The sequence below is a fragment of the Pseudomonas sp. LBUM1643 genome (genome assembly GCF_059716215.1).
Genome location: NZ_CP166813.1, coordinates 5,918,882 through 5,935,845 on the forward strand (window position 1 = coordinate 5,918,882; position 16,964 = coordinate 5,935,845).

A 16,964-nucleotide genomic window follows, 5' to 3' on the forward strand; every position below is an offset into this window, starting at 1 on the left:
GCACCGCAAGCCGCCAACGTCCTCTGCATCGTCCCGTTCAGCTGCACTGTGGCGAGGGGATTTATCCCCGTTCGGCTGCGCAGCAGTCGTAAAGATTTTGGGGCCGCTGCGCGACCCAACGGGGATAAATCCCCTCGCCACAACAGGCCACATAGCCATTACAATCCCGAGCGCCGAACCATGTCCATGCCGTCGTTATTATCCCAGCACATTGTCCGCCGTCCGCAGCGCATCGCCCTGCTGCAGCACATCGCCGAACAAGGCTCGATCACCCGCGCTGCTAAAAGCGCGGGCCTCAGTTATAAGGCTGCCTGGGACGCCATTGATGAGCTGAACAACCTCGCGCAAAAACCCTTGGTGGAACGCAGTGTCGGCGGCAAGGGCGGCGGCGGCGCGAAATTGTCCAGCGAGGGCGAACGTGTGCTGCGCCTGTATCAAAAGCTGCAAGCCTTGCAGGCTCAGGTACTCGAAGCCGCTGAAGATGCGAGCGACCTGGACCTGCTCGGTCGCCTGATGCTCAGAACCAGCGCCCGCAATCAGTTGCACGGCAAAGTCGTCGCGATCGATGCTCAGGGACGTAATGACCGGATCCGTCTTGAACTGGCCGCCGGCTTGATCATTGATACGCAGATCACCCACGACAGCACCCTGCGCCTGGAGCTGGAAACCGGCACCGAAGTGGTGGCGCTGATCAAGGCCGGATGGCTGGAGCTGCTGGGCATCGACAACCCGACAGCACCTGGAAACAACTGCCTGCAAGGCACCCTCGAAGAAATCCTCGACGCCGAAGATGGCCCCAGCGAAGTCCGAATCGGCCTGCCGAACGGCCAGACACTTTGCGCACTGGCCGAGCCATTTCACTTGCGCACGCTTGGCCTGACCCTCGGCGCCCCCGTGCAAGTGCAGTTCGCACCGTCGAATGTCTTGCTCGGTACACCGCTCTGAAACATAAGCGTCATTAACGCTCTTTAAGGTGTCTGCAAAAACCAGCAGGGAGCCTGATGTGAGCCTATTAGAAGACAATCAATCCACTGACCTCGAAAAGATGGTCGGTCTCAGCCGTCGTGGCTTCATCAGCGCAGGCGCGCTCTGCGGCGCCGCCATGTTCATGGGTGGCAACCTGCTGAGTCGCAGCGTGCTGGCCGCGAGCGTCAGCGCAGGCACCAGCAAACTCCTGGGTTTTGACAGCATTCCCGCCGCCACCAACGACGCCATCAGCCTGCCGCCAGGTTACAAATCCTCGGTGCTGATCAGTTGGGGCCAGCCTCTGCACAAAGATGGCCCGGCGTTCGACCCCAGTGGCAACGGCACAGCCCGGCAGCAGGAAGTCCAGTTCGGCGACAACAACGACGGCATGAGCCTGTTCGAGTTTCCCGGCGAGCACGACCGGGCGCTGATGGCGATCAACAACGAATACACCAACTACCGCTACCTCTATCCCCACGGCGGCATGCCGCAGTCGGCCGACGAGGTGCACAAGGCGCTGGCCTGCGAAGGCGTGTCGGTGATTGAAGTGCAGCGCAAGAACGGTCAGTGGCATTTTGTCCAGGGTTCGCGCTACAACCGTCGCATTCACGGCAATGCACCGATCAGCCTGAGCGGTCCCGCCGCCGGCCATGCCCTGGTGAAAACCAGCGCCGACCCTCAAGGCAAAAACGTCCTCGGCACGTTTCAGAACTGCGCCAACGGAAAGACACCGTGGGGCACTTACCTGACGTGCGAGGAAAACTTTACCGACTGTTTTGGCAGCACCAATGCCGAGCAAACCTTCGATGCCGCGCAAAAGCGCTACGGCGTGGTGGCCGCCAGCAAAGAAATCAACTGGCACCCTCACGATCCACGCTTCGACATGGCGAAGAATCCCAACGAACTCAACCGTCACGGGTGGGTGGTGGAGATCGACCCGTTCGATCCTCAGTCGACCCCGGTCAAACGCACGGCGCTGGGTCGTTTCAAACATGAAAACGCCGCACTGGCAGAAACCGCTGACGGGCACGCAGTGGTGTACATGGGCGACGACGAGCGCGGCGAATTCATCTACAAATTCGTCAGCCGCGACAAGATCAACCACAAATCCCCAAAAGCCAACCGCGACCTGCTGGACCACGGCACCCTGTACGTGGCGCGTTTCGACGCGGGCGACGGTAATGCAGATCACCCGAAAGGCAAAGGTGAGTGGGTCGAGCTGACCCACGGCAAAAACGGCATCGATGCCAGCAGCGGCTTTGCCGATCAGGCTGAAGTGCTGATCCACGCACGCCTCGCTGCCAGTGTCGTCAAAGCCACGCGCATGGACCGCCCGGAGTGGATCGTCGTCAGCCCCAAGGACGGCCAGGTCTACTGCACCCTGACCAACAACGCCAAACGCGGAGAAGACGGCCAACCGGTGGGCGGGCCGAACCCGCGGGAGAAGAACATCTACGGGCAGATCCTGCGCTGGCGTACCGACCGTGATGATCACGGCGCGAAAAGCTTCAGCTGGGATTTGTTTGTGGTCGCCGGTAATCCGGGGGTTCACGCGGGCTCGCCGAAAGGTGGCTCCACGAACATTACGCCGCAAAACATGTTCAACAGCCCGGATGGTTTGGGGTTCGACAAGGCTGGACGGTTGTGGATTCTCACCGACGGTGATTCGAGCAACGCTGGTGATTTTGCCGGCATGGGCAACAACCAGATGCTCTGTGCCGACCCGGTGACCGGCGAAATCCGCCGCTTCATGGTCGGGCCGGTCGGTTGCGAAGTCACGGGGATCAGTTTCTCGCCGGACCAGAAAACCCTGTTCGTCGGAATCCAGCACCCGGGAGAGAACGGTGGCTCGACGTTCCCTGAGCACCTGCCGAACGGCAAACCCCGGTCTTCGGTGATGGCCATTTCCCGCGAAGACGGCGGCATCGTCGGCGCCTGATAGGCCCTCATCGCGAGCAGGCTCGCTCCCACACTGGATCTACTTTGTGCCCGCAATCCCGTGCACTCCATAGAACCAATGTGGGAGCGAGCCTGCTCGCGATAGCGTCAGCCTAATCACCACAAACTCAAACAATACGCACCAAATCTTGGCCACACAGCAGATCACCTGTGGGAGCGAGCTTGCTCGCGATGGCGTCAGCCAAGACAACCCACACCTCAACCCAACCCCTAAACACGCCCCGTCTGCGCTACCATGCTTGGCCGGACGCGGCAGCCTGCTGCGCGCAGGAGTCAGCATGGCCCACCCGTTTGCAACCCTCACCCCAGATCTTGTACTCGATGCCGTCGAAAGCATCGGTTTTCTCAGCGACGCCCGCATTCTGGCGCTCAACAGCTACGAAAACCGCGTCTATCAGGTCGGCATCGAAGACTCCGAGCCGCTGATCGCCAAGTTCTACCGCCCTCAGCGCTGGACTAACGAAGCGATTCTCGAAGAACACCAGTTCACCTTCGAGCTCGCCGAATGCGATGTACCCGTGGTCGCGCCGATGATCCACAACGGAGCCAGCCTGCACGAACACAACGGTTTCCGATTCACCCTGTTCCCCCGCCGTGGTGGCCGCGCGCCGGAGCCGGGCAATCTCGATCAGCTCTATCGCCTGGGGCAACTGCTGGGTCGACTGCACGCTGTAGGCGCTACCAAACCGTTCGAACACCGCGAAGCACTGGGCGTGAAGAACTTCGGCCATGACTCGCTGAACACCTTGCTCGAAGGCAATTTCATACCCCGTAGCCTCCTGCCAGCCTACGAATCGGTTGCGCGCGACCTGCTCAAGCGCGTGGAAGAGGTTTACAAGGCCACGCCGCACCAGAACATCCGCATGCACGGCGACTGCCACCCCGGCAACATGATGTGCCGTGACGAGATGTTCCACATCGTGGACCTTGATGACTGCCGAATGGGCCCTGCGGTCCAGGACATCTGGATGATGCTGGCCGGCGATCGCCAGGAATGCCTCGGACAGCTGTCGGAGTTGATGGATGGCTACAACGAATTCCACGACTTCGACCCCCGGGAACTGGCGCTGATCGAACCGCTGCGAGCCCTGCGCCTGATGCACTACAGCGCCTGGCTCGCCCGTCGCTGGGATGACCCGGCATTCCCCCACAGCTTTCCGTGGTTCGGTACCGAGCGGTATTGGGGGGATCAGGTGTTGGCATTGCGCGAGCAACTGTCTGCGCTGAATGAAGAACCGCTGAAGCTGTTCTGATCAAAAGATCAAAAGATCAAAAGATCGCAGCCTTCGACAGCTCCTACAGGATGTGTGAAATACCGGAATAACCGGGATGGACACCGGTCCCCTGTAGGAGCTGCCGAAGGCTGCGATCTTTTGCTTTTCACAAGCGACACATCTATACAACCCCCCTACAATCCCCCTCTTTGTTAGCTGCCTAAGCAAGGATTCTTCATGCAAGCCGCCAACCCGCGTCGCGGGTACATCCTGGGCCTGAGCGCCTACATCATCTGGGGACTTTTCCCGCTCTACTTCAAAGCCATCGCCAGCGTGCCAGCCGTGGAAATCATCATCCACCGAGTGCTCTGGTCTGCGCTGTTCGGCGCATTACTGCTGATGGTCTGGAAGCATCCAGGCTGGTGGCGCGAGCTGCGCGAGAACCCGCGACGCCTGGCAATCCTGGCGCTGAGCGGCACGCTGATCGCGGCCAACTGGCTGACCTACGTCTGGTCGGTGAATAACGGACGCATGCTTGAAGCCAGCCTGGGGTACTACATCAATCCGCTGGTTAACGTACTGTTGGGGATGCTGATTCTTGGCGAACGGCTACGGCGCATGCAATGGCTGGCAGTAGGCCTGGCCGCGGTAGGCGTGGCACAGCAGGTCTGGCAAGTCGGCAGTTTGCCTTGGGTATCCCTGGTGCTGGCGCTGACCTTCGGCTTCTACGGCCTGATCCGCAAGCAAGCCCCCGTCAAAGCCCTGCCCGGCCTGGTGGTCGAGACCTGGATGCTGGTGCCGATTGCGGTTGCCTGGTTGCTGTTCAATCCCGCCGCGAGCAGCGCTCAAGCCGAGTTCTGGACCACATCGCAAGCCTGGTGGTTGGTGGCCGCAGGTCCGGTAACGCTGGTGCCATTGGTATGTTTCAACGCTGCCGCACGGCATTTGCCCTACACGACGCTGGGATTTCTCCAATACCTGGCACCAACGTTGGTGCTGTTGCAGGCCGTCTTGCTGTTCGACGAACACCTGTCGTCCAGCACGCTGGTGGCGTTCATCTTTATCTGGGCGGGTTTGGCGGTGTACAGCGTTGACGCGTGGATAAGTCTGCGTCGTCGCCGCTGATCAAAAAACACACAAAGCTCTACAGGCCACGAAACACGTGGCCTGCGACTATCTGCCCCAAGGTTATCCACAGCGTGATCCCCGGCGATTGTGCGCAACCTATTGAAACTGCTGGTTTTTTGATCAAGTCTTGAAGAAGCCCGGCCCGCGTGGGCTGGCGGGCTGTCTCTACAGGTTATCCACAGGCAGGTGCACGTTTAACTTGGATAACCTTTTTTGACTAATCCTGTCAGGGCTCGCTGCGCAGCACCAATTCGACCATCAGATCGTCAGCCAGGGTTTCCAGGCGCGACTGCAAGACATCCAGAGACAGCGTCAGGGGTACGGCCAGAATCGCTTCGGCGTGGAACAGCGGTTCGCTGCTCATCGGCGCCGGACGCACTTCGGTCACCAACCGTTCCAGGTTGACGCCTTGCTCACTGAGCAACCGGGTGATGTCCCGCACAATGCCCGGACGATCATTGCCGACCAACTCCATCGCGATGGGCTTCCAGGTGCAGGATTGTTCGATGCCGCTCTCGGCAATCAGCACCCGAATGCCATGGGCCGACAACGCCTGCAGGGCATCTACCAATTCATCGTAGGCCTCCGCTGGCACGCCCACCCGCAGAATCCCGGCAAACTGTCCGGCCATGCGCGACATACGGCTTTCCAGCCAGTTGCCGCCGTGCTCGGCAATGCACTGGGCGATGCGCTCGACCTGCCCAGCCTTGTCCGGAGCGAAAACAGTGAGTACGAGGTGGTCCATGGCGCAGCCCTCTTTTGTTATAGAAAAGGAAGTATAGGCAAGGGCCCTGATTCAGCGCAGTAACGCTTTTGCATCAAGGAGCCTGGCTCGGCGCAGTGCCGCTTTTTGTGGCGAGGGAGCTTGCTCCCGCTCGGCTGCGCAGCAGCCGCAAACAAGGTCCGGCAGAAGATATGGGGCCGCTCCGCGCCCCAGCGGGAGCAAGCTCCCTCGCCACAGAAACCAAAGCTCCATAGCAGTGCATCAAATATTATGTGTACAACTTCTGATATTTAACTGGAACAATCCGATGGTTTTTTGAGAACATCCCGTTCCCCGACGCGACCGCAATGCGTCATGGGGTCGCAGAACGACGTAATTAGTCTAATTTTCACAACCGCAATTCATCATGTAGTATGCCGCAGCGCGCACTACATAACGTTGGATCGATGTCTGCCAAGGCGCAGTCGCAACCCTGAAAGCCCCGTCAGCAAGGCCCCAAGCCGTTGATTGGACCAAATCCCAGCCGCCCGCAATGGCATGTACTGGTGAACGGGTTTGTGGTTTAAATGGCCAGAGGCTTCATTGTCATAATTGAAGAGCTGAAAAGCGAAATAGCTGAGCAGAGTGAGGCAAGCAATGACTGAACACGTTCAAGTCGGTGGCCTGCAGGTCGCCAAAGTCCTGTTCGACTTCGTTAACAACGAAGCCATTCCCGGTACCGGCCTCACCGCCGATAAGTTCTGGGCCGGTGCCGACAAGGTCATTCATGACCTGGCGCCGAAGAACAAAGCCCTACTCGCCAAACGCGATGATTTCCAGGCTCGTATCGATGGCTGGCACCAAACCCGTGCCGGTCAACCCCATGATGCCGTGGCCTACAAAGCCTTCCTGCAAGACATCGGTTATCTGCTGCCAGAAGCGGCCGATTTCCAGGCAACGACGCAAAACGTCGATGACGAAATCGCCCGAATGGCCGGTCCGCAGCTCGTGGTGCCGGTGATGAATGCGCGTTTCGCCATCAACGCTTCGAACGCCCGCTGGGGTTCGCTGTACGACGCCCTCTACGGCACCGATGCCATCAGCGAAGCTGACGGCGCGGAAAAAGGCAAAGGCTACAACAAGGTTCGCGGCGACAAGGTGATTGCCTTCGCTCGCGCCTTCCTTGACGAAGCGGCGCCATTGGCAGCCGGCTCCCACGTCGATTCCACCGGCTACAAGATTGTCGATGGCAAGCTCGTAGTTGCCTTGAAAGGCGGCAGCAACACCGGCCTGCGCAACGATGCCCAACTGATCGGCTTCCACGGCGATGCTGCGGCACCGACCGCGGTCCTGTTGAAGCACAACGGTCTGCATTTTGAAATTCAGGTCGATGCCACCACCCCGGTTGGCCAGACTGATGCCGCCGGTGTCAAAGACATCCTGATGGAAGCCGCGCTAACCACCATCATGGACTGCGAAGACTCCGTGGCCGCCGTCGATGCTGACGACAAAGTGGTGATCTACCGCAACTGGCTCGGCCTGATGAAGGGCGACCTGTCGGAAGAAGTCACCAAGGGCGGTAAGACCTTCACCCGCACCATGAACGCCGACCGCACCTACACCGGCGTTGACGGTAGCGAACTGAGCCTGCACGGTCGCTCGCTGTTATTCGTGCGCAACGTCGGTCACCTGATGACTATCGACGCGATCGTCGATAAAGAGGGCAACGAAGTGCCGGAAGGCATTCTCGATGGCCTGGTAACTTGCCTCGCGGCAATGCACAACCTCAACGGCAACACGTCGCGCAAAAACACCCGCACCGGCTCCGTTTACATCGTGAAGCCGAAAATGCACGGTCCTGAAGAAGCGGCGTTCACCAACGAGCTGTTCGGCCGTATCGAAGACGTGCTGGGCCTGCCGCGCAACACGCTGAAAGTCGGGATCATGGACGAGGAGCGCCGTACCACGGTCAACCTCAAGGCCTGCATCAAGGCTGCTGCCGAGCGCGTGGTGTTCATCAATACCGGCTTCCTCGACCGCACCGGCGACGAAATTCACACCTCCATGGAGGCCGGCCCGATGGTGCGCAAGGCCGACATGAAGGCTGAAAAATGGATCGGCGCCTACGAGAACTGGAACGTCGACATCGGCCTGAGCACCGGCCTGCAAGGTCGCGCCCAGATCGGTAAAGGCATGTGGGCAATGCCCGACCTGATGGCCGCGATGCTCGAACAGAAAATCGCTCACCCGATGGCCGGCGCAAACACCGCCTGGGTCCCATCGCCGACCGCTGCCGCGCTGCACGCGCTGCATTACCACAAGGTCGACGTGTTCGCCCGTCAGGCCGAACTGGCCAAGCGTGAGCGCGCTTCGGTGGACGACATCCTGACCATCCCGTTGGCGGTGAACCCGAGCTGGACCGCGGAACAGATCAAGAACGAACTGGACAACAATGCCCAGGGCATTCTTGGCTACGTAGTGCGCTGGATCGACCAGGGCGTCGGTTGTTCGAAAGTGCCGGACATCAATGACGTCGGCCTGATGGAAGACCGTGCAACGCTGCGTATTTCCAGCCAGCACATCGCCAACTGGCTGCGCCACGGTATCGTCACCGAAGAGCAAGTCATGGAAAGCCTCAAGCGCATGGCGCCCGTGGTTGACCGTCAAAACGCCAACGACTCGCTGTACCGTCCACTGGCACCGAACTTCGACAGCAACATTGCCTTCCAGGCAGCCGTCGAACTGGTGGTAGAAGGCACCAAGCAGCCAAACGGCTACACCGAGCCAGTGCTGCACCGTCGTCGTCGCGAGTTCAAAGCTGCCAATGGCCTGTAACTGAGCGCTGATGCCGGACAAAAAAAGGCCCTGATCGAAAGTTCAGGGCCTTTTTTATTTGGAGCAAGATCAAAAGATCGCAGCCTGCGGCAGCTCCTACAGGTGCATGCGGTCCCATGTAGGAGCTGCCGAAGGCTGCGATCTTTTGATCTTTGATATTTGATCTTTCAGCCCCTCACAAATCCATCCCCAACTCATGCTTCACCAAACCCAGCAACTTGCCGGTATCTATCGGCTTGAGCAGGAAATCCACCACGCTCAAATGCATCGCCGCGATGGCGTCCTTCACGTCGGCGTCGCCGGAAACGATGATGATCGGCAGCGCCGCCCGTTCCGACTCACGAACCTGACGAATCAAGTCCAGCCCATCGACATTGCCCATCCGCAGATCTGTAATCACGAGCCCGATCGAGGGTTTCTCACCCAGCATCTTGAGTGCAGTTTCACCACTGGCGGCGGTCATGCAGCGAATGCCGTCCAGGCCAAGAATCTCTGACAGCAACTCACGTGCGTCTTTATCGTCATCAACGATCAGCACTCGCTGCGGCGGCAGATCGGGTTCGAGCATGACGGCACTTAGCGCCTCGCGCTCGGCATCACTCAAAATATCGTGGTCAGACATGGCTTTCTCAAAGGTTTCAAAATCGTTCCTGGCCCAGTGGTGAGACATCGCCAAATAGACGTTCAATGTGCACTTCGTCGGAAATATTTCCAATAGGGGAACGGTGGGATTTTTCCCACAGTTACGTAGGGTTTCTCCGACGTTTGCTCACGTCATTTGCCTACCTAGACTTACGTCCAATGGGCACCCTGCGGATAGGGGCCGACCATGGCTGAGTCATCCGACAACAACAATTCAAAAAAAGACTGCGGTAATGGTTATGAGTAAAGCGGACGCCTTCACACAGGCAGGGAAAACCGCGGTGTTGCAGAACATCCAGGGCACTTTGCAATTCCTTCAGCGTTTCCCGCCGTTCAATCAGATGGAACATGCCCACCTGGCCTATCTGGTAGAGCAATGCCAGCTACGTTTCTATGGCCCTGGCGAAAGCATTATCAAGCCCGCCGATGGCCCCGTTGAACATTTCTACATCGTCAAACAAGGCCGGGTCGTGGGTGAACGTCCCCACACCGCGAAGGGCGGAACCGAAACCACCTTCGAAATCACCACTGGCGAATGTTTTCCGCTCGCGGCGCTGCTGGGTGAACGAGCGACGCGTACCGAACACCTCGCGGCCGAAGACACCTTTTGCCTGCAGCTGAACAAGCTGGCATTCATCAAACTGTTCGCGCTTTCCAGCACCTTTCGCGACTTCGCCCTGCGCGGCGTCAGCAGCCTGCTGGATCAGGTCAACCAGCAAGTCCAGCAAAAGGCCGTGGAAACCCTTGGCACTCAATATTCCCTGAACACCCGACTGGGTGAATTGGCCATGCGCCATCCGGTGACGTGCAGCCCGGCCACACCTCTTCGTGAAGCCGTGACCCTGATGCACGAACAGCAGGTCGGCAGCATCGTAATCGTGGATGAGCACAAGGCTCCGCTGGGCATTTTCACCCTGCGCGACCTGCGCCACGTGGTAGCCGAGGGCATCAACGATTTCAGCGAATCCATCGAACGGCACATGACCCAGGCGCCGTTTTACCTGTCGCCAGACCACAGTGCGTTTGATGCAGCCATTGCCATGACCGAACGGCACATCGCCCATGTGTGCCTGGTCAAGGACCAGCGCCTGTGCGGCGTGGTGTCTGAGCGGGACCTGTTTTCCCTGCAACGGGTCGATCTCGTGCACCTGGCCCGGACGATCCGCAGCGCGCAACGCGTGGAAAACCTGGTGGCGTTACGCGGCGAGATCGGCCAACTGGTTGAGCGCATGCTGGCCCACGGCGCGTCTTCGACCCAGATCACTCACATCATTACCCTGCTCAACGATCATACCGTTTGCCGGGTGATCGAACTGACATTGGCTGAGAAAGGCGACCCCGGCGTGCCGTTCAGCTGGCTGTGTTTTGGCAGCGAGGGTCGCCGCGAACAAACCCTGCACACCGATCAGGACAACGGCATTCTGTTTGAAGCCCGTGACGCCGCCCACGCGGCAGAAATACGCGGCAAGCTGCTACCCATTGCGCATCAGATCAACCAGAGCCTGGCGCTTTGCGGTTTCACCCTGTGCAAAGGCAACATCATGGCCGGCAACCCTGAGCTGTGTTTGTCCCGGGCCGAATGGGCGCGTCGGTTTTCGGCGTTCATCCGCGAAGCCACGCCGGAGAACCTGTTGGGTTCGAGCATCTATTTCGATTTGCGCGTGGTGTGGGGCGACGAACAGAGTGGCGACCAACTGCGTCGGGGAATTCTCGATCAGGTGGCAGACAACCGATTGTTCCAGCGGATGATGGCCGAAAACGCCCTGCGCAATCGTCCACCGGTAGGACGCTTCCGCGAGTTTGTACTGGCCCGCAAGCATGGAGAGAAAGCCACGCTGGATCTGAAAGTCCAGGGGCTCACCCCGTTCGTTGACGGGGCACGATTGCTGGCGCTGGCTCATGGCATCGAGGCCAATAACACCCTGGAGCGTTTCCGCCAACTGGTCGATAAAGAGGTCATCGAGCGGCTGGACGGTGCCGCCTATGAAGAGGCGTATCACTTCATTCAGCAAACCCGAATGCAGCAACACCAGCTACAAACCCGGGAGAACTTGCCGTACTCGAACCGGGTCGATCCTGACAGCCTCAATCACCTTGATCGACGCATCCTGCGTGAATCCCTGCGTCAGGCCCAGCGTCTGCAAAGCAGCCTGACCCTGCGGTATCAGCTATGAGCCTGTTTTCATGGCTGCGCCCGGCCAGTCCGAGTTTGCCGGGTGAACTGCTACAGCGTATCCGCCAGTTGCCGGCGGTCGCCGGATTGGCTGAATGCAGCCTGCGCGAGCAACGTTGGGTCGTGCTTGACCTGGAAACCACCGGGCTGAACCTGAACAAGGATCGTGTGTTATCCATCGGCGCAGTGGTGATTGAAGACGGCGCGATCGACTTCAGCCAGCAATTCGAGCGTACGTTGCAATGCGCCGACTTGAAGTTGGCTCCCAGCGTTCTGATTCATGGCCTGGGGCCGAGCGCGATTGCGGCCGGCAGTGACCCGGCCGAGGCACTGGTCGATTTCATGGAGTTCCTGGGCGACAGCCCGGTGCTCGCCTTTCACGCACCGTTTGATCAGCACATGCTGGGGCGGGCGCTGAAAGATCATCTGGGCTACAAGTTGCAGCATACGTTTCTGGATGTGGCCGACATCGCCCCGCTGCTGTGCCCGCAGGCGAACATCCGCGAGGCCGGGCTGGATGAATGGATCGACCAGTTCAAGCTCGAAGTCTTCGAGCGACACAATGCCAGTGCCGACGCGCTGGCCACCGCAGAACTGGCGCTGATCCTCTTCAGCCGCGCACGGCAGCAACAGATTCATAGCCCGTTGAACCTGCAGCAGCGGTTGAACCAGTGGAAGCGCAGGCAGCAAGCACCGTCCTTTTAAATCACCACGATCCCTTGTAGCAGCTGCCGAAGGCTGCGTCCGGCTGCGCAGCAGTCGTCAACCCTGCCGTCTCGGTTTACCTGATGCACCGCGAACACTGATTTCACGACTGCTGCGCAGCCGGACGCAGCCTTCGGCAGCTGCTACAAGGGATCGCGTCGGGCGCTTGAACAGGAACATTCCTACCCGACCAGCGCCAATTGCTTACCTCCCCCGCCTCTGACACAATCGCGAACTATTCTCGTTAGTTAACCCTTCCCAATCGGTGATGCTGCGTGTCGTCAGTCCAAAGCCCCCACAACAACCTCGTCGGTGCGTTATATCGCGACCATCGCGGCTGGCTGTTGGCGTGGCTTCGACGCAACGTGGCCTGTCCGCAACGGGCCGAAGACCTGAGCCAGGACACCTTCGTCCGGCTGCTCGGACGCGATGAACTCAAAGAGCCACGCGAACCCAGGGCCTTCCTGGTTGCGATTGCCAAAGGCCTGCTGTTCGACTATTTCCGTCGCGCCGCGCTGGAACAGGCTTACCTCACTGAGCTGATGCTGATTCCCGTAGGCGAACACCCCTCGATCGAAGAGCAGCAGCTCATCCTCGAAGACCTGAAAAACATCGACCGCCTACTCGGCAAGCTATCCAGCAAGGCCCGCGCCGCATTCCTCTATAACCGCCTCGACGGCCTTAGCCACGCGCAGATCGCCGAGCGCCTGGGTGTATCGGTACCCCGCGTGCGTCAGTACCTGGCCCAAGGCATCCGTCAGTGCTACATCGCGCTTTATGGTGAACCGGTATGAGCCCGGTCAGTTCCAAACCCGTCTCGGCGCAGGTGCTGGATGCGGCCATTGCCTGGCAATTGTCCCTGGATTCCGGCAACCCGGTGGAGCGCGAAGAGTTCGCCAAATGGCACGCTGCCCACGAAGAACACGCTCGCGCCTGGCGCCAGTTGGGCATGCTCGATCAGCGCTTCAACGCCGCCAGTGGCCCGGCTCGCACCGCGTTGCTGCAATCGCGCGAAGGTATTCGCCGGCGGGTGCGCAAGCTCGGTAGCGGCCTGGCCAGTATTGTCGCGGTGGTTGGCCTGGCGCTTTTTGCCGGTGAGCGTTACCTGCCGATCGACTATTGGCTGGCGGACGAGCGCACCGCCACCGGTGAGCAACGCACTTTGCACCTGGCCGACGGCACGCTGATCAACCTCAACACCCACAGCGCCGTGGACGTACGCTTCGATGAGAAGCAACGACTTATTGTGCTGCAGGAAGGAGAAATCCTCATCGAGACAGGCCACGGCGATGCCCGGCCTTTCATCGTCGAAACCCGCGAAGGCAGCATGCGCGCACTGGGCACGCGTTTCCTGGTCAAGCGCGAGGACGACGGCACACGCCTGAGCGTATTGAAGTCGGCGGTCGCTGCGCATCCGCAGTCGAGTCCCGAAGAGCAGATCCTGCGCGAGGGCCAGCAAGTGCTGATGCGCAGTAACGGCCTCGGCCCGATCCTCGCGCTCAACCTCGGTGCCGATGCCTGGACCCGCGGCATGCTGGTCGTGGATAACGCACGGCTCGAAGACCTGATCCATGAACTCGGTCGCTACCGACGTGGATACCTTGGCGTCGCGCCCGAGGTCGCTGATTTGCGCATCACCGGGAGCTTCCCGCTGCACGATACGGACAAGGCCCTGAGCGCCCTGCTACCCACGTTGCCGGTACAGATCGAACAGCACACCCAATGGTGGGTGACGGTGGCGAAGGCTGAAGCCAAGCCCTGAGATTTGTTTCGACAGATTGATCGCCATCGCGAGCAGGCTCGCTCCCACAGGGGATTGATGCCACTCACGGTATCTGCGTTCACAGCAATTCCAATGTAGGAGCGAGCCTGCTCGCGATGAGGCCATCACCTCAACCTCAATGGCGACTGACACTCCGCCATCGCGGGCAAGCCCGCTCCCACAGGAGTTTGGTGCCAGGCGCCGTAGCGGGGTTCACTGCAAATCCAATGTGGGAGTGAGCCTGCTCGCGATGAGGCCATAAGCCTCACCACAAGATTTGTTTAATGAATCGAAATTATTTTCATCCAGCCCTATCACTTTTGGATTCTCGTTCGGCACCTAGGCAATTGAGAAGTATTCCCTTTCAGGAGCCGCTGTATGTCCCGTTCGCTAGACACCTTGTTGCGCCCCGGTTTGCTGGCTGTCGCCATTGCACTCAGTGCCCCTCTGCTTAGCGCTCAGCTGATGGCCGCCGATCAAGCGTCGAGCGTTCGCGCCTACAACCTGCCGTCCGCTCCCTTGGCCAGCACGCTCAACCAGATCGCCAGCCAGGCCGGTCTTGCCCTGTCACTGAACCCATCGCTGGCAGCGGGCAAAACTTCGGCACCAGTCACGGGCCAGTTCGACGCCACGGGCGCCCTGCGCGAAGCCTTGCGCGGCACGGGGCTGCAACTGGAACAAAGCAGCGCCGGCACCTTCAGCCTGGTGGCCGTGCCCGAGGGCGTAATGGACCTGCCGACAACCAGCATCATGGGTGTGGAAAACACTGAAAGCGCCTGGGGCCCGGTAGAGGGTTACCTGGCGACTCGCACCGCCGCCGGCACCAAGACCGACACCGCACTGGTCGAAGCACCGCGCTCGATTTCGGTTGCGACGCGCCAGCAGATGGACGACCGCAACGTTCAGAACATCGATGACGCCGTGCGCTACATGCCCGGCATCGTCGCCAGCAGCTACGGCAGCGACACCCGCGCCGACTGGCTGCGCGTGCGTGGCTTCGAACCGACCCAGTTTCTCGATGGCCTGCCCTTGCCTAAGGGCGTTTACGCCAACCCGAAACAGGAAACCTGGAACCTTGACCGCCTCGCCCTGCTGCGTGGCCCGGCCTCGTCCGTGTACGGCCAGACCCCGCCGGGCGGTTTGCTGGACATGGTCAGCCGCCGTCCCAGCGCCGAGTCGAGCAATGAAATCGAAGTGCAATATGGCAGTGACAATCATCGCCAGATCAACTTCGCCAGCACCGGCAAAATTGATGAAGAAGGTCAGTTCCTCTACGGCCTGAGTGGTGTCATCCGCGACAGCGGCACGCAGATCGACCACGTCGACAACAAGCGCTACAACATTGCGCCGAGCCTGACCTGGAACATCGACGAAGACACAAAATTCACCCTGCTGTCACAGTTCACCCGCGACGATACCGGCATCACCAGCCAGTTCCTGCCGGTACAAGGCACCAAGATCCGCTCGCCGCTGGGTGATATTTCCCATCACAAAAATCTGGGTGACCCGGACTGGGAATACTACGACCGCACTTACTACGCCCTGGGCTACGCGTTTGAACATCGCCTGAACGATGTCTGGCAGTTCAAGCAGAACCTGCGCTACACCAAGTCGGACCTGTCCTTCCAGGCACTCACCCCCGGCGCCTACCCGTTCACGCAGGTCGATGCCGAGGGCAACGTGGGTCGTTCGAGCACCAGCGTGGACGAGGACATCAGCCAGTTCGCCGTGGACAACAACCTCCAGGCCGACTTCGCCACCGGCGACGTTAGTCACACCCTGTTGATCGGCCTCGATCACCAGCGCACCAACACCAACTACACCTCGATCTTCGGTGACGGCCTGACGACCAACGTCAACAACCCGATTTATGGCCTGCCGATCGTTCGTCCGCCACGTTCAGATGCGTTCTACGACTACGACCAGAAGACCTATCAGACCGGCCTGTACGTCCAGGACCAAATGGCTCTCAACCAGTGGCGCCTGACCCTTGGCGGACGTGAAGACTGGGTCCATACCAGCACCAAGTTCTTCAATAAAGGCGATGCCACCAACACTGATCGTAACAAAAACTTCAGCGGTAACGCTGCGATCAGCTACGTGTTCGATTCCGGTTTCGTGCCGTACCTGTCCTATGCCGAATCATTCCAGCCAGCAGGCAACGCCGATACCTCGACGACGGAATCGTTCAAGCCGACCGAGGGCAAGCAATGGGAACTGGGCATCAAGTACCAACCGCCTGGCAGCAACACCCTGCTGACCGCGGCGGTGTACGACCTGACCCAGAAAAACGTCTCCGTCACCACGATCAACTCGGACAACGTGTCGATCACCAGCCAGACCGGCGAAGTGAAAGTCAAAGGTCTGGAACTGGAAGCCGTATCCGACGTGACCGATAACCTCAAGGTCCTCGCCGCGTACACGCTGGCCAAATCCGAAGTACAGGACGGAACGTTCAAGGGCAATCGCCTGCAACTGATGCCCAACCAACAGGCTTCGTTGTGGACCGATTACACCTGGCACAACGGCGTCCTCGACGGCTTTGGCGTCGGCGCAGGCGTTCGCTACACCGGCAACACCTACGGCGATCAGGCCAACACCGAGCTGGGCAAGGCTGATGCCTACACCGTGTTCGACGCCGCTGTTCACTACGACCTCGGCCGTCTGGACAACAGCTTGAAAGGTGCGTCGCTGGCACTGAATGCAACCAACCTGTTCGACAAGGACTACATCTCTACCTGTGACAGTTTCTACTGCTACTACGGTGACCAGCGCAGCGTCGTCGCCAGTGCCACCTACAAGTGGTAACGGTCTGAACGGACACACCCAAGACCCGGCCGTCCTCCATGGACGGCTTTGGTATTTTTGAAGGTCTGG

General features: G+C 59.7%; 12 protein-coding genes. 10 read left to right on the plus strand and 2 right to left on the minus strand.

Going from position 1 to position 16,964, the window contains the following annotated elements; all coding sequences use genetic code 11:
* The first annotated feature begins 180 nt into the window (after positions 1-180).
* The 4 genes from ACA063_RS26800 to rarD all read left to right on the plus strand — a co-directional run bounded on the left by ACA063_RS26800 (position 181) and on the right by rarD (position 5,264).
* The gene (locus ACA063_RS26800; RefSeq protein WP_497663972.1) at positions 181-945 is read left to right on the plus strand and encodes a TOBE domain-containing protein; all 765 of its coding nucleotides are present in this window, start codon (positions 181-183) and stop codon (positions 943-945) included.
* Positions 946-1,003: 58 nt separating this feature from the next.
* Positions 1,004-2,905, plus strand: a complete 1,902-nt coding sequence (locus tag ACA063_RS26805; protein WP_497663973.1) for a PhoX family protein — start codon at positions 1,004-1,006, stop codon at positions 2,903-2,905.
* Between the two features lie 298 nt (positions 2,906-3,203).
* Positions 3,204-4,178 carry a serine/threonine protein kinase gene (locus ACA063_RS26810; RefSeq protein ID WP_162436227.1) on the plus strand — a complete coding sequence of 325 codons (975 nt, stop codon included), beginning with the start codon at positions 3,204-3,206 and terminating at the stop codon, positions 4,176-4,178.
* Positions 4,179-4,376: 198 nt separating this feature from the next.
* Positions 4,377-5,264, plus strand: a complete 888-nt coding sequence (gene rarD, locus ACA063_RS26815; protein ID WP_497663974.1) for an EamA family transporter RarD — start codon at positions 4,377-4,379, stop codon at positions 5,262-5,264.
* Between the two features lie 229 nt (positions 5,265-5,493).
* On the opposite strand, the gene ACA063_RS26820 is transcribed toward rarD, so the two are convergent.
* Complete coding sequence (locus tag ACA063_RS26820) at positions 5,494-6,012, minus strand: glycine cleavage system transcriptional repressor (protein ID WP_123410579.1); 519 nt, start codon at positions 6,010-6,012, stop codon at positions 5,494-5,496.
* Between the two features lie 615 nt (positions 6,013-6,627).
* Here ACA063_RS26820 and ACA063_RS26825 point away from each other — a divergent pair.
* Entirely contained in the window at positions 6,628-8,805 is a 2,178-nt protein-coding gene (locus tag ACA063_RS26825; RefSeq protein ID WP_497663975.1) for a malate synthase G, read from the plus strand.
* 175 nt (positions 8,806-8,980) lie between these two features.
* On the opposite strand, the gene ACA063_RS26830 is transcribed toward ACA063_RS26825, so the two are convergent.
* Positions 8,981-9,427, minus strand: a complete 447-nt coding sequence (locus tag ACA063_RS26830; RefSeq protein WP_497663976.1) for a response regulator — start codon at positions 9,425-9,427, stop codon at positions 8,981-8,983.
* A 253-nt stretch (positions 9,428-9,680) separates the two neighbouring features.
* On the opposite strand from ACA063_RS26830, the gene ACA063_RS26835 reads away from it, so the two are divergent.
* The 5 genes from ACA063_RS26835 to ACA063_RS26855 all read left to right on the plus strand — a co-directional run bounded on the left by ACA063_RS26835 (position 9,681) and on the right by ACA063_RS26855 (position 16,895).
* Positions 9,681-11,621, plus strand: a complete 1,941-nt coding sequence (locus ACA063_RS26835) for a putative nucleotidyltransferase substrate binding domain-containing protein (protein WP_497663977.1) — start codon at positions 9,681-9,683, stop codon at positions 11,619-11,621.
* Entirely contained in the window at positions 11,618-12,325 is a 708-nt protein-coding gene (locus ACA063_RS26840; protein ID WP_497663978.1) for a 3'-5' exonuclease, read from the plus strand. Before ACA063_RS26835 ends, ACA063_RS26840 begins: the two co-directional genes overlap by 4 nt.
* Positions 12,326-12,600: 275 nt before the next feature.
* Positions 12,601-13,119, plus strand: coding sequence for an RNA polymerase sigma factor (locus ACA063_RS26845; RefSeq protein ID WP_162436221.1), 519 nt, complete (start codon positions 12,601-12,603; stop codon positions 13,117-13,119).
* Positions 13,116-14,087, plus strand: coding sequence for a FecR domain-containing protein (locus tag ACA063_RS26850; protein WP_497663979.1), 972 nt, complete (start codon positions 13,116-13,118; stop codon positions 14,085-14,087). Before ACA063_RS26845 ends, ACA063_RS26850 begins: the two co-directional genes overlap by 4 nt.
* Before the next feature lie 378 nt (positions 14,088-14,465).
* Complete coding sequence (locus ACA063_RS26855) at positions 14,466-16,895, plus strand: TonB-dependent siderophore receptor (protein WP_497663980.1); 2,430 nt, start codon at positions 14,466-14,468, stop codon at positions 16,893-16,895.
* Positions 16,896-16,964 lie beyond the last annotated feature (69 nt).